Here is a 17,965-nt window from a genome sequence, read left to right as displayed (position 1 = left end):
TTTTGGCAAAGTGCCCGTGATGAGGGGCCGGCACAAGACCCTGCACATACGGGACGAGCAGATGATGCAGCGACAGCTTTGGACAGTCGCCGCGGCAATCGCAATTGCCACGGGCTGGGCAGGCCAGACCTTTGCCCAAGCGACCGACCCGGGCGAGACCCTGGACGCCAAGGAGGTTCCGGGCATCTCTGCCGATGCCGCAATCAGCCGCCACCAGGACGGGGTCCGCGATCCCGGCAAGGGGCCGGTCACCAACCTGCCGCTGCCGCGCTATGTCAGCCTGAAGGGTAATGAGGGCAACGCCCGCCGCGGTCCCAGCCTGTCGCATCGCATCGACTGGGTTTTCCGCCACGCCGGCATGCCCTTGCGCGTCGTGGCCGAATTCGGTCACTGGCGTCGGGTCGAGGATCAGGATGGCGTCGGCGGCTGGGTGCATTATTCGCTGCTGTCGGGCGTGCGCACAGCCATCGTGACCCGCGACATGCTGGAGCTGCTGTCACGCCCTGAAGAGCGCGCCCCCGTCGTCGCCCGGGCCGAGGCCGGGGCCATCGTGCGGTTGCACGAATGCAACCGCGACTGGTGCCGGGTCTCGGGCGCAGGCGAAAAAGGCTGGGCCCCCAAATCCGCCTTGTGGGGTGTGGATCCCGAAGAAATCCGCGACTGACCGGATTGGCGGTCATTCGGCCTTGCGGATCACGACATGGCCCAGCGAGATCCGCATCCAGTCAAACCGCGAGCGACGCGGCGCGCCGATGCCGAAACTGGGGTGTGTCATGTCCTCGGCCCCGCATTCATCGACGAGTTCCTTAACAAAACCTACCATGCCGCGATCATGGCCGTGGAAACGCCGGCGCACCAGGTGCCAGCGCATCCAGCCGGTTGCCTTGCGCAGCGGATAGACCGCCTGCACCATTGCCGATTTGTGCAGCCGGTCCAGAAAGCGCTCATGTGCCGCGCGCCGTGGCAGTTCGGGGCGATAATACTTGCCGTCGGGATATTGCGGCCAGTAGCCGGTGCCCCAGTCCTCGATGAAATAATAGCCGCCCGGCTTCAGGTGGTGGTCGAACAGATGCCAGAAGCACAGCCGCGCCAGCTGCCCGACATGGGCCGCATCGTCGATGATGACATCAAACCCCTCGGGCGCGCGCTCCGCGGCGATGCGGTCCAGCAAGGCGGTATCCTGCTGTTCGCCGACATAGCAGCGCACGCGGCCGCTTTCGAAACGCGCATCGCAGGCGTTGATGTCCAACCCCGTGATCTCGGCCCGCGAAAACCAGCTTTCCCAGTGCTTCAGCGAATCGCCGCGCGCAACGCCCAGTTCCAGCAAGCGGATCGGGCGGTCGCGCAAGGGGCCAAGATACCGGTCGTAATTGGCGAAGTAATGCGCAAGCCCCATCTTGTCGATCGGGATTTCGTCAACGCTTTTCAGAACCGGGGCATCGGGCATGGCATCCTCGCGAAGCTGCACCCGAACGGGCCAGACAGAACGGGGGAGTAACCACAGGATAGGAGGGGCGCGGCCGTTGGATCAACCTGAACCGCCCCCCCTGCCCGATTGGACAGGTTTTTCAGCCGTTGCGCTGATGCTTGCAGGCCATGAACAACCCTTGATTGTCCATGGCCTGCCGCCGGATCACATGGTCTGGCCTACCAGCGAATCGCTGCTGGCCTGAGCTTTCATGCATTGAAAGTAGTTCAAGGTGATCGAGCCTTCGGTCATGCGCAGCACCCCGGGCCGCAGTTGCAGGTCGACCACGCGGTTGCCCGCCGCCGGCGAGCCCTGGCAGGACAGGGTAACGCGGGTGCGGTTAACCTGCTGTTCGGAATTGGCCACGGTGCAGGTGGCGGCCGGGAACATGAACTTGTTGCCGTCGATCACCAGCGACTTGTCACTGGTCGGATCGCCGCAGCCCGATTGCAGCAGGTTGTAGGTGCCGTTCAGCGCGTTGTTCTGCGCCACCGGGCCCGGGGTCGGCTCGGGGCTGGCGGGGGCCACCTGGTCGCAGGCAGCAATGATACCCAGGCTGGCCACGGCGGCCAGGGCGATAAGCGGTTTGCGCAAAGTCATCCTATTCTCCCTTGTTTTCAGGCGCCTCAGGCCAGAAGCCCGCGTCCTTTCAACAAAGCGTGAACCCCCGGTTTTCGTTCCCTGAAATTCAGCCAAAGTTCATCGGCCGGCAGGGAATCGCCTTTGGAAAGGATCCAGCGTTCCAACCGGGCGGCGGTATCGGGGTCGAAAATGTCGCCCGCCTCGCGAAAGGCGTCGAAGGCGTCGGCATCCATCACCTCGGACCACATGTAGCTGTAGTATCCGGCGCTGTAGCCATCGCCCGAAAAGACATGCGCAAAATGCGGGGTGGCGTGGCGCATGGGAATCGCCGCGGGCGCGCCCAGCCGCGCCAGCACCTCGGCCTGGCGCGCCATCGGATCCACGGGCGGCGTGCCGCGGTGGAAATCCAGATCGACCAGTGCGCTTTGCAGATATTCCAGCGTGGCAAAACCCTGATCGGCATTGGCGGCGGCCAGCAGCCGGTCGCGCAGCGGCGCTGGCATGGGCTGGCCGGTTTCGGCATGACGGGCGTGGCGATCCAGCACCTGCGGCTGTTCCAGCCAATGCTCGAACAGCTGGCTGGGCAGTTCCACGAAATCCCGGGCGACCGCGGTGCCCGACATCGACGGCCAGGTCACATCCGACAGGATATGGTGCAGCGCATGGCCGAATTCGTGAAACAGCGTATGGGCATCGTCCCAGGACAGATAGCTGGGAGCGCCGGGGGCCTCGGGCGGGGTGAAGTTGCAGACATTCACCACAATGGGTCGTTGTCCCGCGCCGATCGTGTGCTGCTGCTGCAACGAGGAACACCAGGCCCCCGACCGCTTGCCGGGCCGGGCAAAGAAATCGCCCAAGAATACCGCCATCGGACGGCCGTCGCGCAGCACCTGCCAGGCGCGCACATCTGCGCTCCACAAGGGCGCGGAAAATTCCTGCATCTGAAGCCCGAACAGACGCTGGGCGGTGTCGAATACCGCCGCCAGCATCGCCTGCAGCGTCAGATAGGGTTTGACCTCGGCCTCATCCAGATCGTGTTCGGCCTGACGGCGGCGATTGGCGTAATAGCGCCAGTCCCAGGCCTGCAGCGCGTCGTTCAGGCCATCCTGGCGCAGCATCTGGGTCAGAGCTTCGGCATCCGCCTGTGCGCGGTGCAGGGCCGGCTGCCAAACCTGCATCAACAGCGTCTCGACGGTTTCGGCATCGCGCGCCATTTCGGTTTCCAGCTTGTAGCTGGCGAAATCGGCATAGCCCAGCAACTGCGCGCGTTCGTGGCGCAGCTGCAGGATTTCGGCGGCGATGGCGCGATTGTCGGTGGCCGCGCCACCGGCGCCGCTGCCGTCACCGCGCGCAGTCCACGCCCGCCAGGCCTGTTCCCGCAGCGGCCGCAGGTCGGAATATTCCAGGAAAGGCACGATCAGGGAACGGTTCAGCGTCACCACCTGCCCGTCCAGTCCACGTTCGCGCGCCGCCGCGCGCATGGCCCGCACCAGCCAGTCAGGCAGGCCCGACAACTGGTCGTCGGCCAGCGGCAGCGCGAAATCGCGTTCATCGGCCAGCACGTTCTGGGCAAATTGGGTCGACAGCACCGCCAGACGCTCGCGAATGGTCGCCATGCGCTGGCGCGCCGCCTCATCCAGCCCGGCCCCCGCCCGGCGCAATCCGCGCAGGGTCAGTTCGGTCAGGCGGCGGTCCTGCGGCAACAAGGCATCTGCATCCTGCATCACCGCCTCGACCCGATCGAACAGGCGCGGATCCATGCTGACCTTGCTGCCATGCGCAGCCAGCCGCGGCGCCATTTGCCGTTGCAGTTCCTCGCGCAGCGGGTTCGAATCGACGCCGCACAGCGTAAAGAACACGGCGCACAGGCGGTTCAGCGGCTCTTCGGCGGTTTCCAATGCCGCGACGGTGTTCTGAAAGCTGGGCGGCTCGGGATTGGCGGCGATGCGCTCGACGGCATCGGCCGCCCCCTGCAGGCAGATGTCGAAGGCTGCGGCGAAATCCCGATCCTGGATCAGGTCGAAACGCGGCAAGCCGTGCGGGCCGCTCCAATGCACAAGTTCGGGGTTCATCGGCTGTTTCCTTTCCCGTGGGCCGGGTGTTTCATCCCGGCGCGATATCTTGCTGACCGCAAACCGCGCAGTCGGGGCGCCGGGCGATGCGCATGACGCGGTTTTCGCCGAACAGGCCGTCAAGGATCAGCATGCGCCCGCGCAGCGGCTCGCCCGCCCCGGTCAGCGTCTTGATCGCCTCGAGCGCCATCAGGCTGCCGATCACCCCCGGCAGGGGGCCGACCACGCCAGCCTCGGCGCAGGCGGGGGCAAGCCCCTGGGCCGGGGCCTGCGGAAAGATGCAGGCCATGCAAGGCGCACCGCGACGTGGATCCCAGATCGTCACCTGGCCTTCCCACTGGGCGATGGCGCCAGCGACCAGCGGCACCCCCGCGGCAACGCAAAGCGCATTGACCACCTGGCGCGAGGCAAAACTGTCGGTGCCGTCGATGACCAGATCCTGCGCCGCGATCAGCGCCGCATCCTCGGGTCCGATGCGGCGGTTCAGCGCTGTCACCGCAACATGCGGGTTCAGCGCCAGCATCGCCTGACGCGCGGCCTCGGCCTTGGGGCGGTCGGCATCCTGGCTGCGAAAGATCACCTGGCGTTGCAGGTTGGACAGGCTGACCTGGTCGTCGTCCGCCACCGTCAGATGCCCCACCCCCGCCGCCGCCAGATACAGGCACACCGGGGCGCCCAGCCCGCCGGCGCCCACCACCAGCACCCGACTGCGGCGCAGAGCCATCTGGCCGGGCCCGCCCAGTTCCCGCAGCACGATATGGCGGGCGTAGCGGTCAAGTTCGGGGTCGGTCAGCGCCGCGCCATCACCCGCCTCGGGGGTGGCCTGCGGCGGCTCGGGCGCGGCTTGCGGCAGCGCTGCGCGGCGGTGCAGGCGGCGCAGCCCGGCGCGATAGGCCATCAGCAGTGCAAGGATCCCGCCCAGCAGCGCCCAGACGCGGGCATCACCGCCCGCCAGCCGCGCCAGCATGCTGCCGGGTGCGGCGATCAGCACCGCGAGGGCCAGCAGCCACAGCCCGGCCGCCAGCGCCAGCCCCCGCATCGCCGGCCAGCCCAGCAGCCGCGCGGCCACCAGCACGCCCAGAATTGCCAGGAACAGGATCACGACCTAACCCCGGCCGGTCGAGCCGAAACCACCCGCGCCCCGGGCCGTTTCGTCCAGGGCATCGGCCAAGACATAGCGCGCCCGGATGACCGGCGCGATCACTGCCTGGGCGATGCGCTCGCCATGGCGAATGACATAGGGCTGATCGCCAAGGTTGATCAGGATCACGCCCAGCGGGCCGCGATAATCGCTGTCGATGGTGCCAGGGGTATTGGGCAGCGTCACGCCATGTTTCAGAGCCAGGCTGGATCGCGGGCGCAGCTGCATCTCGAAACCCTCGGGGATCTGAACGCGCAAGCCGGTGGGCACCAAACGGATCTGCCCGGGCGGCAACAGCAGGTCCGCCCCGCCCAGATCGGCACACAGATCCGCACCGGCCGCGCCCGCCGTCTGATATTCCGGCAGCGGCAGCGACGGATCGGCACCCGGCTCGCGCAGCACCCTGATCGTCACTGCCGCCGTCATGGCCTATTTCGGCGCGATCATCATGACCATCTGGCGACCTTCCAGCTTGGGCATGGATTCGATCTTGCCCGCCTCACCGACATCGGCAGCGACGCGGTTCAGCAGTTCAAGACCCAGTTGCTGGTGTGCCATTTCGCGCCCGCGGAATCGCAGGGTGACCTTGACCTTGTCACCTTCGCCCAGGAACTTCATCACCGACCGCATCTTGACCTCATAGTCATGAGTGTCGGTGCCGGGACGGAACTTGATTTCCTTGATCTCGATGATCTTCTGCTTTTTCCGCGCCTCGGCCTCGCGCTTCTGCTGTTCGTACTTGAACTTGCCAAGATCCATGATCTTGCAGACCGGCGGCACGGCATTGGGCGAAATCTCGACCAGGTCAAGGCCGGCTTCCTGAGCAAGCTCCAGCCCGCGGGCGGGCGAAACGACACCGATGTTTTCACCATCGGCGCCGATCAGGCGAATTTCGGCAACGCGGATACGCTCGTTCACGCGGGGGCCGGTGTCACGAGCGGGCGGAGCATTATGCGGTCTGCGGGCTATGGCTGTGTTCCTTATGTTGCCAGAGGTTTTGGCCGGTAAATAATCGCGTGACCCCATGTTTTCAACCGGATTCGCTGGCCTTTGCCCGGCTGGCGCCATCGACCGGGGCGCGGGAAAGCCCGCAGGTGCTTTTCCACGCCTCGGCGCCATGGCATAGAGCGGTATGGCCTGAATGGACGAACGCCCCATGCCGTTGCTTCCTGCCCTGATCGCGATTCTGGTGCTGGCACTGGCCGGCGGATTTTACTGGCTGGGCACGCCACATCAGGCTGAACGCAGCGCGCAGGTCCAGCCGACCCCGCCAAAAATCCTCCCGCTCGAAACATCCGCGCCCCCGATGGATGCGGCAGATGCCGCAGAGCTCGCCGCGGAACAGGCCATCGCGGCCGCTGCACGCGGCCAGATACAATCGCGCGACGCGGACGCAGCCGATGTTGACGCCCGCGCCGACGGAACGCCCGCACCATGACCTTTCGCAGCCTTGCGCAATATCTTCGCCACGGGGTTCCGGCCGCCGGCCCCATCGCCATCCTGCTGATCGAGGACGATGCCGCCGTCGCGCAAACACTTGCCCATCATCTGCGGATAGGGTTTCGGCACATTCTGGCGCTGTCACCCGAACCCCTGCCCGCCGAGGTCATTCCCCCGGCAGCCGAAGGCCGCATCGTCAACCTGCACCACGACAGCCGCCAGCCGCTGGCGCATGTCGCGGCGGTCAACGCCGTGATTCAGGCTGCTGCGCCCCGGACCTGGCTCTATTACGGCTATAACGCCGAATTCCTGTTCTATCCTTTTGCCGAAAGTCGCAGCGTCGGCGAAATGCTGGCCTTTCACGCCGAGGAAAGGCGTCAGGCAATGCTGTCCTATGTCATCGACCTTTACGCCCCTGATCTGCAAAGATGGCCCGATGCGGTCAGCCTGGATCAGGCGATGTTCGACCGGCTGGACTATTACGCGCTGGCGCGCTGCGACCGTGACGGCCGACAGCTGGAACGTCAGCTTGATTTCCATGGCGGCCTGCGCTGGCGGTTCGAGGAACACATTCCCGCCGACCGGCGCCGTATCGACCGGATCGCGCTGTTTCAGGCCCGACCCGACCTGCGGCTGCTGCCGGATCACCGGTTCAACATCGCCGAATACAACACCTATGCCTGTCCATGGCATCACAACCTGACCGCGGCGATCGCCTCGTTCCGGGTGGCCAAGGCGCTGGCGCGCAATCCGGGGTCGCGCTGGCAGATCTCGGGCTTTCGCTGGCGCAACTCGACCCCGTTCCAGTGGAATTCGCAACAGCTGATGGATCTGGGGTTGATGGAGCCGGGACAATGGTTCTGAGCCGGCCCCGCTAGTCCGCCCTAGCAGTCATCGCGGGCAGCGCGCACCAGGCCGGCCAGTCGCAGGGTCGAAGGATCGTGGCCCGCCCCACCCTGCCCCTGCAAAAGCGGCGCCACCTGCAAGGCCAGTTCCTTGCCCAGTTCGACCCCCCATTGGTCAAAGCTGTTGATGCCCAGGATCACGCCTTCGACGAATACCCGGTGCTCGTAAAGCGCCACGATCTGGCCCAGGCTGTAGGGCGTCAGTTCCGGGATCAGCAGCGTGGTCGAGGGACGATTTCCCGGAAAGACCCGATGCCGCGCCTGCCTTTCCAGTTCGTCGCCACTCAGCCCTTTGGCGCGCATCAGTGCCCGCGCGGCCTCCAGCGAACGGCCGCGCATCAGCGCCTCGGACTGGGCCAGGCAATTGGCCACCAGCAGCAGGTGGTGGTGGGCCAGGTCGGGCTCGTGCCCGCGCGCGGCGACGATGAATTCGCAGGGCACCACCGCCGTGCCCTGATGGATCAGCTGATAGAAGGCATGCTGACCGTTGGTTCCCGGCTCGCCCCAGACCACCGGCCCCGAAGGCAGCGTCAGGTCGCTGCCATCCATGGCCACGCGCTTGCCGTTCGATTCCATTTCGAGCTGTTGCAGATAGGCGGGCAGACGCGCGAGGCGGTTGTCATAGGGCAGCACCGCGCGTGTGCCGTAACCGCAGACCTGATGGTGCCAGATCCCGACCAGCGCCAGCATCACCGGCAGGTTCGCCAGCGGCTCGGCGCTGCGGAAATGCCGATCCATCGCGGCACCGCCGGCCAGAAAGCGGTCGAACTGGTCCGGGCCGATGGCAATCATCAGCGCCAGCCCGATCGGGCCCCAGACCGAATAGCGTCCGCCGACCCAGTCCTCGAAACCAAAGACACGGTCGGGCGCAATGCCCCACTCGGTGGTGAGCTGCGTAGCCGAAGAAAGCGCCGCAAACTGCGCCGCCGGATCGGCGACCAGCCGTCCCATCCAGGCCCGCGCTGTCTGGGCATTGGTCATGGTTTCGATGGTGGTGAAGGTTTTCGATGCCACGATGACCAGCGTGCGGCCCGGATCCAGCCCGCGCAGCGTGTCGGCAATATCGGCCCCGTCCACGTTCGAGACGAAATGCACCCGCGGCCCGTCGTGCCAGGGCGTCAGCGCCCGCGTCGCCATCGCCGGGCCCAGATCCGAGCCGCCGATGCCGATATTGACCACATCTGTGATGGTCCCGCCCTGGCCGCGATAGCGCCCGTCGCGGACGCGACTGGCAAAATCGCGCAACCGCGCATGTGTCTGGCGCACATCGGGCATCACGTCCCGGCCATCGACCAGCACCTGCCCGTCGAGATTGCGCAGCGCCGTGTGCAGGACCGCACGATTTTCGGTTTCGTTGATGCGCTGGCCGGAAAACATCGCCTCGCGCCGGCTGGGCACATCCGCCGCAAGCTCCAGCAGCAGATCGCGCGCGCTCATGTCGATCGTGGTCTTGGACCAGTCCAGCACCAGCCCGTCGGCGGCGGTGCTGAAGGTTTCCGCACGGTTCGGATCGCGGTCGAACAGCGCCTCGATGCGCAGCCCCTGTTGTGCCGCGCGATGCGCAGCAAGCCTGTGCCAGATATCGCTCATGTCATGCAGCCCAGTGAACGGTGATGTCTTTCAGGAACGCCTTGATCGGGGCCTGAGTGGGATCGAGTTCCTGCGCGCGCAGAAAGGCGTCGCGCTTGTCCTCTCCGGTAATCAGCAGATGGCGGTGGATCGCCTGGCCCAGCGCCGCAGCGGTCAGGGTAATGCGGGGTTCATCCTTGACGCTGTTGATCGCCATGACCGCAGGGCCATCCGCATCCAGCGCCAGCACGGTTTCCGAGGCGTTGGGGAACAGGCTGGCGGTATGCATGTCGGTGCCCATGCCCAACAGCGCCACGGTCAGCGGCAGATGCGGGGCCAGACGTTCGGTCAGGGCTGGCACCGCATCCTCGGGGCGAGGATCGCCGGTGTAAAGGTCGATCACCCGCGCGCCTTCGGCCCGGTCCTTCAGCAGGTGGCGGCGCAACAGCCGGCCGTTCGAGCGCAGATGTTCGCCATCGACCCAGCGTTCATCGGTCAGCACCACGGTGACGCGAGGCCATTCGATGTCGGTGCCCGACAGGTATTCGAACACCGGTGCTGGTGTGGTGCCGCCTGGCACGCACAGGGTCGCGCTGTCATTGACACGCAGATGCTGTGCAAGTTCCCCCGAGATTCGCCCGGCCAGCGACAGGAACAGCATCTCGCGATCCGGATATTCGACAAATTCGACAGTCATGGCCTGATCTCCCGCCAGCGACGATTGTCGCGATGCAACAGGCGCAGCGCCTCTTCCGGGCCGCTTGAGCCGGGGTCGTAGGGCTCGGGCCGGGCGCTGCCCCCTTCCCACGCGGCGATGATCGGATCGGTCCAGGCCCAGGCGGCCTCGACCTCGTCGCCGCGCATGAACAATGTCTGGTTCCCGCGTATCACATCCATGATCAGTCGTTCATAGGCATCAGGCATATCCGTCCCCTCTGGCCCCAGCGCATCGGCAAAGCTCATGTCCAGGGGCACCTGGACCAGACGCATGCCGCCCGGCCCCGGTTCCTTGATCATCACGGAAAGATGCATGCCTTCGTTCGGTTGCAGCTTGATGACCAGCTGATTGGCCTTGTGCGTGCCGCCGTCGTCGAACAGCGAATGTGGCGGTTCCTTGAAGGTGATGACGATTTCGCTGGTGCGGGCGCGCAGCCGCTTGCCGGTCCGCAGGTAGAAAGGCGTGCCGGTCCAGCGCCAGTTGGCGATCCGCACCTTCAGCGCGACAAAGCTTTCGGTGCGCGATTCGGGGTTTTCGGCATCCTGCAGGTAACCCGGACCATCAGGCCCCTCCAGATACTGGCCGCGAACGATATCCTCGGGGGCGACGGGTTCCAGTGCACGGATAACCTTCAGCTTTTCGTCACGCACCGCGTCGGAATCGATGTGATAGGGCGGCTCCATCGCGATCAGGCACAAAAGCTGCATCAGGTGGTTCTGCACCATGTCGCGCATGGCGCCGGAATGATCGTAATATTCGCCGCGACCGCCAACGCCGACGGTTTCGGCCACCGTGATCTGCACATGGTCCACATATTGTGCATTCCACAAGGGCTCGAAAAGGATGTTGGCAAAGCGAACGGCCATCAGGTTCTGGACGGTTTCCTTGCCCAGGTAATGATCGATGCGATAGATCTGGCGTTCGGTGAAATGGCGCGCCAGCGTGGCGTTCAGTTCGCGCGCTGTCGCCAGATCGCGGCCAAAGGGCTTTTCCACGACGATGCGGCTTTGTCCATCGGCCAGACCGTGCTGTGCCAGACGTTCGGCAATCGGGCCGAACAGCGATGGCGCGACCGAAAAGTAAAAGGCATGAACCACCTGGGGCCTGATCCTGGCCTTGAGGTCGGACCAGCCATCGACACCCTTGGCATCGACGGCCACATATCCCAACCTGTTCAGGAACTGGTCCATCCGGCCCGGATCGGGCTGTTCGCCCACGAACTCCAGCAGTGCCGCGCGCATATCTGCGCGAAACTCCTCATCTGTCTGGCGCGTCCGCGCCGCCCCGATGATCTGCGAATCGTCGGAAATCTGCCCCGCCAGAAAGCGCCGGAAAAGGCCCGGAACGATCTTGCGCCGCGCCAGATCGCCGGTCGCGCCAAAGATCACAAGGTCGAAATCCTCGACCGGAATGATGCGTGAGACCATCGCGCCCTCCTCATGGCTGAGTGTCGGATTATCCGATGTTAGCGATAACATCAAGTCCTTTGGCGCAACGGTCTCGCAGCCCATCACGCCCCCAGGACCACGCATCCCGTATGCTTCAGCCAGCATCCTGCGCGTCCATGCGCAGCATTGCCTTGCCAAAGCGCGGCAGTCGCGCCAGCCGCAGCATTGTTCTCTGATCAAGGCTGCTGCCAGCCGCGCGGGCGCGCGCCAGCGCCTGATCCACGATACGGCGCAGGGCTTGCGGGTGCTGGCGGCAAAGATCGCGCAGAAATTCATCGGGATGAGTGGCGCGCAGGCCGATGGACGACAGCCGACGCTGGGGAAAATCGCGCAGATTGGCGGTCACGATTCGGGCGGCCCCGGCGGCAACGGCCGCTTCGGCCACATGCAGATCGGCGGGGTCGGGCAGGTCCACGCCCAGCACCACCCCGACCGGCTCGGTCAGCGCCTGGGGAAATTCCTGCTTCAACAGGGTGATGTCCGCGTCGACGGAATGTCCGTGACGTTCGGCCGTGCGGCGCCATTCCTCGAGAATCCTGGGCGCCCAGACCGGTTGGAAAAGATTTTCCCGCGCCGCGCCGATCAGCAGTTCGCGCAGGATGGCGGGGTAAAGGACGCAGGCGTCCAGAACCGCCTTCATCCGTCCAGCCGGAAGAATAGCGCCTTGAGATAGCCCGTTTCCGCCAGTTGCGGCAGGGTTGGGTGATCCGGTCCCGCCTGACCGGTATGCAGCAACTGCATCCGCCGGCCGCCACGACCGATGCCTCGGGCGCTGGCATTGCGAAATGCCGTGAGATCTGCCGCGTGGCTGCACGAACACAGCACCAGATAGCCACCCGGCGCCACCAGCGGCGCGGCAAGGCGCGCCACCCGTTCATAGGCACGCAACCCGGCCTCAAGCGCGGGCTTCGACGGCGCGAAGGCCGGAGGGTCGCAGATCACCAGGTCGAATTTCGCGCCTTCATCCTGCAGGGACTGCAACTGGTCGAAGGCGTCGCCCTGACGCAGGGTCAGGCGGGCTTCGGCCCCCATGGCACGAGCACCGCCCTGCGCCAGCATCAGCGCCGCGGCCGAGGCATCGACGCAGGTTGCGTGGCTGGCCCCCGCCGCCAGCGCCGCAAGGCCAAAGCCGCCGACATGGCTGAACACATCCAGCACCCGCGCGCCATTTGCCAGCCGTTGCGCAAAGGCGTGATTCGGACGCTGGTCATAGAACAGGCCGGTTTTCTGACCCTGCATCAGATCAGCCAGATAGATGGCACCGTTCATTGGCACCTCGATCGGTCCATCGACGCTGCCAGACAGCAGTTCCAGCCGTTCGTCCAGCCCCTCCAGCGCGCGCGCCCTGCCCTGCCCGTTCAGGATCACGGTTTGCAGGCCGCAGACGTCCCGCAGCGCCTGCGCGATCTCGGACACCTTGGCCTGGGCCCAGGCCGCGTTGGGCTGGATCACGGCGGCATCGCCGAAGCGGTCGATTATGGTGCCGGGCAGCCCGTCGGCCTCGGCATGGATCAGCCGGTAATAGGGCGCGTCGAACAGTCTTTCGCGCAGTGCAAGCGCGCGGCGCAGGCGGGCGGCGATCCAGTCGCGGTCGATGGTGGCACTCGGATCGCTGTCCATGACCCGGGCGATGATGCGAGACTGCGGGTTGACGGTGACCAAACCCAGGGCCTGGCGCTCGGCATCCTCGAGCACGGCGAAGCTGCCGGGGGGAAGTGCGCGGGTGCGCCGGTCGGTCACCAGTTCGTCGGCAAAGACCCAGGGAAAGCCGTGGCGGATCGCCTGCGGCTTGGACTTGGGGCGCAGTCTGATGACAGGCAAATCGGCGGCCATGGGATCCCCTTGTGCGAACGCGGCAGGATTGCCACGGCTGTCGCGGCGCGGCAAGAGCGGGACGGTTGCATTGTTACCGCTAACGGTGTAATTTGTCCCGAACCAGTCGGAGCCAGCCATGCCCCTGAACCCCATCGTCGCCCAGGTCACCGACCGCATTCGCCAACGCTCGGCCCGTAGCCGCAGCGCCTATCTGGAGCGCATCGCCCGGGCCGCCCAGGAAGGGCCGCGTCGCGCCCATCTGTCCTGTGGAAATCAGGCCCATGCCTATGCCGCCATGGCCGACAAGCAGGTCTTGGCCACGACCAGTCAGCCCAATATCGGTATCGTCACCGCCTATAACGACATGCTGTCGGCGCATCAGCCCTATGAGGATTATCCTCGCCTGATCCGCGCGGCGGCGCGCGACGCAGGGGCGACGGCGCAGGTGGCGGGCGGCGTGCCGGCCATGTGCGACGGCGTGACTCAGGGCCGACCGGGAATGGAGCTGTCGCTGTTTTCGCGCGACGTGATCGCGCTGGCTGCTGGCGTGGCGCTGACCCATGACGTGTTCGATGCCGCGCTGTATCTGGGGGTCTGCGACAAGATCGTGCCGGGGCTGATCATCGCCGCGGCAACCTTTGGCCATGTGCCAGCGGTGTTCGTGCCGGCCGGGCCCATGCCCTCGGGCCTGCCCAACGACGAAAAATCCCGCATTCGCCAGCAATTCGCCACCGGTCAGGTGGGGCGCGCCGAACTGATGGCGGCGGAAATGGCCAGCTACCATGGCCCGGGCACCTGCACCTTCTACGGCACCGCCAACACCAACCAGATGCTGATGGAGTTCATGGGCCTGCATCTGCCGGGTGCCAGCTTCGTGAACCCGAACACACCGCTGCGCGAGGCGTTGACGGTGGCTGCCGTCCAGCGGGCGGCGGCGATCACGCGACTGGGTAACGATTACCTGCCCGCGGGCGAGATCCTGGACGAGCGCGCCTTTGTCAACGGCATCGTCGGCTTGATGGCTACGGGCGGATCCACCAACCTGGTCCTGCATCTGCCGGCGATGGCGCGTGCCGCCGGGGTCATCCTTGATCTGCAGGATTTTCACGACCTGTCCGAGGCGGTGCCGCTGATGGCGCGGGTCTATCCGAACGGTCTGGCCGATGTGAACCATTTCCACGCCGCCGGTGGCCTGGGTTTCCTGATCGGGGAACTGTTGTCGGCGGGGCTGTTGCATCAGGATGTGCGCACCGTCGCGGGGGCGGGTCTTGACGCCTATGCGCAAGAGCCGCAGCTGCGCGACGGCCGCCTGGATTGGGTTCCGGGTGCCCGCGAATCGCTCAATGACAGGATCCTGCGCCCCGCATCCGACCCTTTCGCTGCCAGCGGCGGGCTGCGCCAGCTCGCCGGCAACCTGGGGCGCGGCGTCATCAAGGTCTCTGCCGTTGCGCCTGAACGGCACGTGATCGAAGCGCCCGCCCGGGTCTTTGCCGATCAGGAGCAGGTGAAACAGGCTTTCCAGCGCGGCGAGTTCACACAGGATGTGATCGTGGTGGTGCGTTTTCAGGGACCGCGCGCCAATGGCATGCCGGAATTGCATTCGCTGACCCCGACTCTTGCAGTTCTGCAGGATCGCGGGTTGCGGGTGGCCCTGGTCACGGATGGCCGGATGTCGGGCGCCTCGGGCAAGGTGCCGGCGGCGATCCATGTCTCGCCCGAGGCGGCGGATGGCGGCCCCCTTGCCCGGCTGCGCGATGGGGACATGCTGCGGCTGGACGCCGCAAACGGCCATCTGGATTGTCTTGAGCCCGATTTCGATCAACGTCCCGCCGTGCCCTACGATCCCACCGTGGCGTCCGAGGGTCTGGGGCGAGAACTGTTCAGCATGTTCCGCGCGCAGGTCGGCCCCGCCACAGAGGGTGCGGCGGTGGTGGTGTAGACGCGGCCACCCATCCGCATCAGGACAGATGCCTGGCACCGCGATCAGGCGAATCGGGCGCTTGCGGGGATCGCGTCGGCAGCTGGATGATCTGGGCCGATTGCGCGGGTCGAGCGCACAGGAAAGCCGGCATGGGGCTGTTGTCTGCGGGTTCGCGCAGGAAAAGCACTGTCAGGCAATGCTGGTTGTCCTGGTCACGGATCGGGCAGATCAAGGCCTCGACCAGAAAGCGTCGACCGAACTTGTTGACCTGCGCCATCTGGCGGATCTGGACCGGTTCGCCCCCCGCCTGATCCAGCGCGCACAGAAAGCTGTTGGCACAGCTTTCCTGCGGATCCAGCAACAGACCGACAGGCCGGCCGATAAGCTCCTGGCGGCGATAGCCGCACATGGAAAGACACACTTCGTTGATGGCGACGATACGGCCCGAGCGATCCAGAATCAGCACCGCGCGATGCATGTGCACGGCGCGCATGGCCCAATCCAGATCGTGATGCGTTTGCTGAAGGCAGGTCATTCCCGACATGCTCCGGTGTTGAGTTTTCAGCACCATCGCATCCAAGAACTAAGATTCCGTTAGCAGCCACGTCTATTCAGCGTTGGGCGGGCCAAACCTCTGGATCATGCGCGCCCGGATCTGGTCACGCACGCCGCGATAAAGCGCCAGCTTCGCTTCTCTCCCCTCGGCCAGTCCGGTGGGGTCCATGATGGGCCAGTATTCGACATCCAGATGCGCAATCCGGGTCAGTTCCAGCGCCTGACGCTGACTGGCGGGCGAAAGCGCCACAATCAGGTCGAAACTGCTCAGGTCATCCCCCCAGGCCTGCATCTCTTCAAAGGAGCGCGATCGATGCGACGACAATTCGACCCCGATTTCCTGACAGACCGCCACGGCAAAGCCGTCGATTTCCATGTCGTTCTTGACCCCCGCCGACTGCACATAGGCGGCGCGGCCGTAGAATTTCTTCATCATCCCCTCCGCCATCGGTGAGCGAACCGCGTTGTGGTCGCAACAGAACAGAACCGAATGGGGAATGGGGCCCGTCATGCCTCACTCCGGGAATACGGCGCAGATCAGGGTGAACAACCGCCGCGCCGTGTCGATATCCACCTCGGCCTTGCCTTCCAGCCTTTCCTGCAAGGTGCGGGCCCCTTCGTTGTGAATGCCGCGCCGGGCCATGTCGATCGCCTCGATCTGGGCGGGCGGCAGGCGTTTCACGGCATCGAAATAGCTGGTGCAGATCTGGAAGTAATCCTTGACCGTCTGGCGGAACGGACCCAGCGACAAGTGAAACTCGACGACCTTGGCACCGGCTTCCGTGGTCAGATCGAACACAAGCCTTTTTTCGCGCACTGCCAGCGCCAGGGCATAGGGCCCCGAAACCATGGGGCTACCCTCGCGCATGGGCAGGCGAAAGCTGTTGTCCTCGAGCAGATCGAAGATGGCAACGCGCCGGTCCTGTTCCATTTCGGGGGTGGGCGGTGGCAGCGCGCTGTCGTCGATTTCGATATGACACAACCGGTCGGTGGTGGTGGTCATTGGTCCTCTCCGTTCAGGGTGGCCAGCCGGGCCGAAACCGACAGACCATGTGCGGTCAGACTTTCCGAATTGGCCAGCAGCACTGCCGCCGGCCCGATGGCGGCCAGCGATTCGGGGGTCAGCCGGGCAATGGTGCTGCGCTTGAGGAAATCCATCACCGACAGCCCCGAGGAAAACCGGGCCGAACGCGCGGTCGGCAGGACGTGATTGGGGCCGCTGACATAATCGCCAACTGCTTCGGGCGTCCATCCGCCAAGGAAGATGGCGCCGGCGTGCCGGACCTTGTCCAGAAGCGCCTCGGGTTCGTCCACGCACAGTTCCAGATGCTCGGGCGCCACGCGGTCGGACAGGGCCGCGGCCTCATCAAGATCGCGCGTGACGATCACGGTGCCATAGTCGCGCCAGCTGGCCCCGGCCACCTGCGACCGCGGCAGATCGGGCAGCAGCCGGTCGACCTCGGCCATGACCTGCCGCGCCAGATCGGCATCGGGGGTGACCAGGATCGACTGCGCATCGGCATCATGTTCGGCCTGCGCCAACAGGTCCAGCGCCAGCCATTCAGGGTTCTGCGCGCCCTGGGCAATGATCAGCACCTCGGAAGGGCCGGCGATCATGTCGATTCCGACGCGGCCGAACACATGGCGCTTGGCCGCGGCGACATAGGCATTGCCCGGGCCGGTAATCTTGTCCACCGGCCGGATGGTCCGGGTGCCATAGGCCATTGCCGCGATCGCCTGAGCCCCACCGATGCGATATATTTCATCGACTCCGGCCAGTTCCGCCGCCAGCAGCACCAGCGGGTTCACCACCCCGTCCGGCGTCGGCACGCAGACCACCAGCCGCTCGACACCCGCCACGCGGGCCGGAATGGCATTCATCAGAACCGAGGACGGATAGCTGGCCTGTCCGCCGGGCACATAAAGCCCCGCTGCCGATACCGGCGTCCAGCGCCAGCCCAGGCTGGCGCCGGTTTCGTCGGTCCAGCGCTCATCCTGCGGCATCTGGCGGGCATGATAGGCACGGATGCGTTCGGCCGCCAGGGTCAGCGCCTCGCGATCCTCGGCAGCGATCCCGGCAATGTGTCGTGCAATCTCATCGCGCGAAAAGGCAAGTCCGTCCGCCCTGACCGTCAGACGGTCGAAACGCGCCGTCAGTTCGGTCAGCGCCGCATCGCCATGCTCGCGCACCTGATGGATGATCGCCTGCACCGCGTCATTCACATCCGCGGCATCCTCGCGCTTCATATGCAGCAGTGCCTCGAAGCGCGCATCGAAATCAGGCTGAGTGGTGTCAAGCAGGATGGGCATGGTCGCTCTCGTCGTGATCGG

At 65.6% G+C, this 17,965-nt stretch carries 19 protein-coding genes; 4 read left to right on the top strand and 15 right to left on the bottom strand.

Annotated elements, in window-relative coordinates:
* The first annotated feature begins 64 nt into the window (after positions 1 to 64).
* A complete protein-coding gene (locus GB880_RS08395; protein ID WP_195840811.1) occupies positions 65 to 664 on the top strand; it encodes an SH3 domain-containing protein in 600 nt (199 codons plus the stop codon).
* A 12-nt stretch (positions 665 to 676) separates the two neighbouring features.
* Here GB880_RS08395 and GB880_RS08390 read toward each other — a convergent pair whose 3' ends face one another.
* The 6 genes from GB880_RS08390 to infC all read right to left on the bottom strand — a co-directional run bounded on the left by GB880_RS08390 (position 677) and on the right by infC (position 6,181).
* Positions 677 to 1,447: a class I SAM-dependent methyltransferase gene (locus tag GB880_RS08390; protein WP_154493686.1), complete on the bottom strand. Its 771-nt coding sequence runs from the start codon at positions 1,445 to 1,447 to the stop codon at positions 677 to 679.
* Positions 1,448 to 1,633: 186 nt separating this feature from the next.
* Positions 1,634 to 2,068, bottom strand: a complete 435-nt coding sequence (locus tag GB880_RS08385; RefSeq protein ID WP_154493685.1) for a hypothetical protein — start codon at positions 2,066 to 2,068, stop codon at positions 1,634 to 1,636.
* 26 nt (positions 2,069 to 2,094) lie between these two features.
* Entirely contained in the window at positions 2,095 to 4,122 is a 2,028-nt protein-coding gene (locus GB880_RS08380) for a M3 family metallopeptidase (RefSeq protein ID WP_154493684.1), read from the bottom strand.
* A gap of 31 nt (positions 4,123 to 4,153) precedes the next feature.
* Positions 4,154 to 5,221 (bottom strand): HesA/MoeB/ThiF family protein, encoded by a 1,068-nt coding sequence (locus GB880_RS08375; RefSeq protein WP_263467376.1) that lies wholly within the window; start codon positions 5,219 to 5,221, stop codon positions 4,154 to 4,156.
* A gap of 6 nt (positions 5,222 to 5,227) precedes the next feature.
* Positions 5,228 to 5,689 carry a dUTP diphosphatase gene (dut, locus tag GB880_RS08370; RefSeq protein WP_154493639.1) on the bottom strand — a complete coding sequence of 154 codons (462 nt, stop codon included), beginning with the start codon at positions 5,687 to 5,689 and terminating at the stop codon, positions 5,228 to 5,230.
* 3 nt (positions 5,690 to 5,692) lie between these two features.
* Positions 5,693 to 6,181: a translation initiation factor IF-3 gene (infC, locus tag GB880_RS08365; RefSeq protein WP_263467043.1), complete on the bottom strand. Its 489-nt coding sequence runs from the start codon at positions 6,179 to 6,181 to the stop codon at positions 5,693 to 5,695.
* Between the two features lie 223 nt (positions 6,182 to 6,404).
* On the opposite strand from infC, the gene GB880_RS08360 reads away from it, so the two are divergent.
* Both GB880_RS08360 and GB880_RS08355 read left to right on the top strand, forming a co-directional pair.
* On the top strand, positions 6,405 to 6,701 hold the full coding sequence (locus GB880_RS08360; RefSeq protein WP_154493641.1) for a hypothetical protein: 297 nt from the start codon (positions 6,405 to 6,407) through the stop codon (positions 6,699 to 6,701).
* Positions 6,698 to 7,567: a glycosyltransferase family 2 protein gene (locus tag GB880_RS08355; RefSeq protein ID WP_154550619.1), complete on the top strand. Its 870-nt coding sequence runs from the start codon at positions 6,698 to 6,700 to the stop codon at positions 7,565 to 7,567. Before GB880_RS08360 ends, GB880_RS08355 begins: the two co-directional genes overlap by 4 nt.
* A gap of 20 nt (positions 7,568 to 7,587) precedes the next feature.
* Here GB880_RS08355 and pgi read toward each other — a convergent pair whose 3' ends face one another.
* From pgi to GB880_RS08330, 5 genes are all read right to left on the bottom strand, one after another.
* Entirely contained in the window at positions 7,588 to 9,198 is a 1,611-nt protein-coding gene (pgi, locus tag GB880_RS08350; protein WP_154493643.1) for a glucose-6-phosphate isomerase, read from the bottom strand.
* Between the two features lies 1 nt (position 9,199).
* The gene (gene pgl, locus GB880_RS08345; RefSeq protein ID WP_154493644.1) at positions 9,200 to 9,874 is read right to left on the bottom strand and encodes a 6-phosphogluconolactonase; all 675 of its coding nucleotides are present in this window, start codon (positions 9,872 to 9,874) and stop codon (positions 9,200 to 9,202) included.
* Complete coding sequence (gene zwf / locus GB880_RS08340) at positions 9,871 to 11,322, bottom strand: glucose-6-phosphate dehydrogenase (RefSeq protein WP_154493645.1); 1,452 nt, start codon at positions 11,320 to 11,322, stop codon at positions 9,871 to 9,873. Before zwf ends, pgl begins: the two co-directional genes overlap by 4 nt.
* 115 nt (positions 11,323 to 11,437) lie before the next feature.
* Positions 11,438 to 11,983, bottom strand: a complete 546-nt coding sequence (locus GB880_RS08335; protein ID WP_154493646.1) for an RSP_2648 family PIN domain-containing protein — start codon at positions 11,981 to 11,983, stop codon at positions 11,438 to 11,440.
* Positions 11,980 to 13,176 carry an RSP_2647 family RNA methyltransferase gene (locus tag GB880_RS08330; protein ID WP_154493647.1) on the bottom strand — a complete coding sequence of 399 codons (1,197 nt, stop codon included), beginning with the start codon at positions 13,174 to 13,176 and terminating at the stop codon, positions 11,980 to 11,982. The genes GB880_RS08335 and GB880_RS08330 overlap by 4 nt, the downstream gene beginning before the upstream one ends.
* 118 nt (positions 13,177 to 13,294) lie before the next feature.
* Here GB880_RS08330 and edd point away from each other — a divergent pair, with 118 nt between their 5' ends.
* Complete coding sequence (edd, locus tag GB880_RS08325; RefSeq protein WP_154493648.1) at positions 13,295 to 15,097, top strand: phosphogluconate dehydratase; 1,803 nt, start codon at positions 13,295 to 13,297, stop codon at positions 15,095 to 15,097.
* A gap of 19 nt (positions 15,098 to 15,116) precedes the next feature.
* Here the strand turns inward: edd and GB880_RS08320 are convergent, their stop codons facing one another.
* The 4 genes from GB880_RS08320 to hisD form a co-directional block, all read right to left on the bottom strand.
* A complete protein-coding gene (locus tag GB880_RS08320; protein WP_195840809.1) occupies positions 15,117 to 15,614 on the bottom strand; it encodes a PAS domain-containing protein in 498 nt (165 codons plus the stop codon).
* Positions 15,615 to 15,686: 72 nt separating this feature from the next.
* On the bottom strand, positions 15,687 to 16,145 hold the full coding sequence (locus tag GB880_RS08315; RefSeq protein WP_154493650.1) for an arsenate-mycothiol transferase ArsC: 459 nt from the start codon (positions 16,143 to 16,145) through the stop codon (positions 15,687 to 15,689).
* Between the two features lie 3 nt (positions 16,146 to 16,148).
* Complete coding sequence (locus GB880_RS08310; protein ID WP_154493651.1) at positions 16,149 to 16,637, bottom strand: UPF0262 family protein; 489 nt, start codon at positions 16,635 to 16,637, stop codon at positions 16,149 to 16,151.
* Positions 16,634 to 17,944 (bottom strand): histidinol dehydrogenase, encoded by a 1,311-nt coding sequence (gene hisD, locus GB880_RS08305; RefSeq protein WP_154493652.1) that lies wholly within the window; start codon positions 17,942 to 17,944, stop codon positions 16,634 to 16,636. The genes GB880_RS08310 and hisD overlap by 4 nt, the downstream gene beginning before the upstream one ends.
* Positions 17,945 to 17,965 lie beyond the last annotated feature (21 nt).

This window comes from Paracoccus sp. SMMA_5_TC (assembly GCF_009696685.2).
GTDB lineage: Bacteria > Pseudomonadota > Alphaproteobacteria > Rhodobacterales > Rhodobacteraceae > Paracoccus.
Note: the sequence above shows the minus strand (reverse complement) of the source record. Positions and strands in the feature narration are given on the sequence as shown.

What these genes read in the sequence shown, in the direction of transcription:
- GB880_RS08395 (WP_195840811.1), top strand. Translation starts at nt 65, where the DNA reads ATGCAGCGACAGCTTTGGACAGTCGCCGCGGCAATCGCAATTGCCACG.
- GB880_RS08390 (WP_154493686.1), bottom strand. Translation starts at nt 1,447, where the DNA reads ATGCCCGATGCCCCGGTTCTGAAAAGCGTTGACGAAATCCCGATCGAC.
- GB880_RS08385 (WP_154493685.1), bottom strand. Translation starts at nt 2,068, where the DNA reads ATGACTTTGCGCAAACCGCTTATCGCCCTGGCCGCCGTGGCCAGCCTG.
- GB880_RS08380 (WP_154493684.1), bottom strand. Translation starts at nt 4,122, where the DNA reads ATGAACCCCGAACTTGTGCATTGGAGCGGCCCGCACGGCTTGCCGCGT.
- dut (WP_154493639.1), bottom strand. Translation starts at nt 5,689, where the DNA reads ATGACGGCGGCAGTGACGATCAGGGTGCTGCGCGAGCCGGGTGCCGAT.
- GB880_RS08360 (WP_154493641.1), top strand. Translation starts at nt 6,405, where the DNA reads ATGGACGAACGCCCCATGCCGTTGCTTCCTGCCCTGATCGCGATTCTG.
- GB880_RS08355 (WP_154550619.1), top strand. Translation starts at nt 6,698, where the DNA reads ATGACCTTTCGCAGCCTTGCGCAATATCTTCGCCACGGGGTTCCGGCC.
- pgi (WP_154493643.1), bottom strand. Translation starts at nt 9,198, where the DNA reads ATGAGCGATATCTGGCACAGGCTTGCTGCGCATCGCGCGGCACAACAG.
- pgl (WP_154493644.1), bottom strand. Translation starts at nt 9,874, where the DNA reads ATGACTGTCGAATTTGTCGAATATCCGGATCGCGAGATGCTGTTCCTG.
- zwf (WP_154493645.1), bottom strand. Translation starts at nt 11,322, where the DNA reads ATGGTCTCACGCATCATTCCGGTCGAGGATTTCGACCTTGTGATCTTT.
- GB880_RS08335 (WP_154493646.1), bottom strand. Translation starts at nt 11,983, where the DNA reads ATGAAGGCGGTTCTGGACGCCTGCGTCCTTTACCCCGCCATCCTGCGC.
- GB880_RS08330 (WP_154493647.1), bottom strand. Translation starts at nt 13,176, where the DNA reads ATGGCCGCCGATTTGCCTGTCATCAGACTGCGCCCCAAGTCCAAGCCG.
- edd (WP_154493648.1), top strand. Translation starts at nt 13,295, where the DNA reads ATGCCCCTGAACCCCATCGTCGCCCAGGTCACCGACCGCATTCGCCAA.
- GB880_RS08320 (WP_195840809.1), bottom strand. Translation starts at nt 15,614, where the DNA reads ATGACCTGCCTTCAGCAAACGCATCACGATCTGGATTGGGCCATGCGC.
- GB880_RS08315 (WP_154493650.1), bottom strand. Translation starts at nt 16,145, where the DNA reads ATGACGGGCCCCATTCCCCATTCGGTTCTGTTCTGTTGCGACCACAAC.
- GB880_RS08310 (WP_154493651.1), bottom strand. Translation starts at nt 16,637, where the DNA reads ATGACCACCACCACCGACCGGTTGTGTCATATCGAAATCGACGACAGC.
- hisD (WP_154493652.1), bottom strand. Translation starts at nt 17,944, where the DNA reads ATGCCCATCCTGCTTGACACCACTCAGCCTGATTTCGATGCGCGCTTC.